At 46.7% G+C, this 2,454-nt stretch carries 2 protein-coding genes; both read right to left on the bottom strand.

The genetic code is table 11. The annotated features are described in order from the left end of the window. Positions 1-382: protoporphyrinogen oxidase HemJ (hemJ, locus tag A3766_RS24765; RefSeq protein WP_304440984.1), on the bottom strand; the 382-nt coding region annotated here is incomplete at its 3' end. Further along, positions 379-2,160, bottom strand: a complete 1,782-nt coding sequence (locus A3766_RS24760; RefSeq protein WP_068554385.1) for a chloride channel protein — start codon at positions 2,158-2,160, stop codon at positions 379-381. The genes A3766_RS24760 and hemJ, both read right to left, overlap by 4 nt. Positions 2,161-2,454 lie beyond the last annotated feature (294 nt).

The raw sequence follows: 2,454 nt of genomic DNA, 5'->3' as shown, positions 1-2,454 counted from the left end.
ATACCGGGAACTCATTAAACCAACGATAAAATACGTGGCTTCGGGTATTATTGTCGCTAGCAAACTGCTTGAGAATCTTGCCGCAATAGAAGTGATAGCCAACAAGAATCGCGACCAGTGTTAATTTGGCGTGTAACCAGCCACCGTGGAAGTAACCTTCTACATTATAGGAAATTAGCCAAAGCCCCAGCACAATCGTTGCAATCATCGAAGGGGTTCCAATGCCGCGGTATAGCTTTCGTTCCATAACTTTGAAACGCTCTAAGCTGGTTTGGTCTGTTGACTGAGCGTGGTAGACAAATAAGCGGGGCAAGTAAAATAAGGCGGCAAACCAGCATACAACAGCAACAATGTGAAAGCTTTTTACCCAAAGCATGTTTATTTCCTTTTGTATTGATAATAATTTTCGACTTCAGCGCGAGTGACGATACCCAGGACACGCGAAACGGTAGGAGCACTGGTTCTCTCGACATATAAGGCTTCAGTTTTAGTTTCTGTAAAGCGGTCAAGGGTTTCCTGAAGCGTGGCTTGAAAGTAGAGAGAGGCAATATCTTTTCGCTGTGCCGGGATTTCAAACAGGTCGATCAGGATGCGCTCCTTAATCGGGTGCTCCTCACCCTCGACCAGCTCCTGTTCGTTTTCCTCCAGGTAGTGCGCAAGATCGACCGTGGGAAGAAGCGAAACTGGTTTACCATCGCTGTTATTGATTAGTATCCATTTAGGCTCCTGGCGCAAAATTTCCTTGGCTTCCTCGTAAACTATATGCCGTTTCGTCGGACTAAATTGTCGGGTCATAATGGCGCCAACACTGACGCGGCGAAGTGCCTGAATAACCGGGCTATTGTGATAATCGAGACCTTGTTCCTTCAATATACTCAGGAAAATAGACTGCTGCTTGAACACTTCACTTGCAACCATACTGGATACAACAATGATCAACATTCCCGGCATGATTATATTGGGGTTTTGCGTAAGTTCTAATAAGGCTAATAGTGCGGCCAAGGGAGCTTGTAGCGCGGAACCCATCATCGCACCCATACCCAACATAGCGTAGAAGCCAGCTGAGGAGGCGGTTTCAGGCATAATCCATTCAGCGATTAGGCCAAATACGCCGCCAACGGTTGCACCAATAAAGAGAATTGGGCCCACAAGTCCACTTGGCATCCCCAAGCCAATGCTAATGCCCGTTACCACAATTTTTACCACGGCGATGCAGCACAGTAGAAGCAAACCAAACTCGCCCAAAAGCGTTTGGTTTACAGTGTCATAGCCTACCCCCATTATCTCGGGCACAAATGCTGCCGCAACGGCGGTTAAGGCACCGGCAGCGGAGATCCGATAGAAAATATTGCTAGTGCTATTACGCAAGGTGAGCTTGATCAAGCCAACAAAGCAGGCTGAAACAATACCAATACCTATGCCACAGATAATGATATAGGGAATTTCCATCAGAGAGTTCATATACAGCTGGGGCACGAGGAAGGCAGGGTCTGCGCCATAGAAAACCTGAGAAATAATCGCTGCTGCAACCGAAGCCAGGATGACTGGCGTAAAACCGGCAATGCTATATTCCATCATCACGACTTCCATAGCGAAAATGACTCCGGCAATGGGGGTGTTGAAGGAAGCAGAAATGGCGGCAGCTGTGCCGCAACTAATTAAGGTCCGAATACTGTTGTTGGGTAGGTTTAGATAGCGACCTAGTAAGCTAGAAGCTGCTGCACCCAAATGTACGGCAGGTCCTTCTCGTCCGGCAGACTGGCCGCTCAAAATGGTTAACACGCCACCGACAAATTGGGTCATCATACTTTTAAACGAGATATAACCCTGATGATAATTGAGACGCTCCATCACTAGTGCGACGCCGACCTTACGCTGGCTAATCTTCAAACGATACCAGATGGTGCCGATTAACAGGGCGCCGCTAAGCGGCATCACCACCCGCATAAAGGTACTTAAGCCTTCAAAATTTTCCGGATCACCTTCAGGAAGAAAATAAGCAAGAGGGACTTCGATCATGAAGCGGAAAAGCAGGATGACACCAGCAGTTAAGGACCCGGCAATCAGGCCAAGAATTGCTAGCTGTGGCAAAGCATCGACACCAGAGAGCTGCTGTCTGAAAACGCGCTTATAGTTTTCGAAGTGTGTTTTTAGCGGCATAGTCCGGCTTTATGGTCTTAAAATCTAATATTCAGTACAGTGCTAGTTTATAGCAAAGTAGATAATATTCTAAGAGCTAGAGCCTGAATGTGTTGCCATAAATGCTGGCAAGTGATTTATTTTCTATCCGAACGATTTTTCACTTTCTGGTTTAGCTCATCAATAGTCGCTTTCATCTGGCTGTGTGCGTCTTCAAGTAAAGTGCCCAAATCTTTGTCTTCAGCCATATGCGTGTCGATAGGAGGTAGAATTCGGACAATGACTTCACCTGCATGCCATTTATTGAGATTGATA

This window comes from Oleiphilus sp. HI0132, from assembly GCF_001635845.1.
This window is presented reverse-complemented; position numbering and strand designations above follow the sequence as displayed.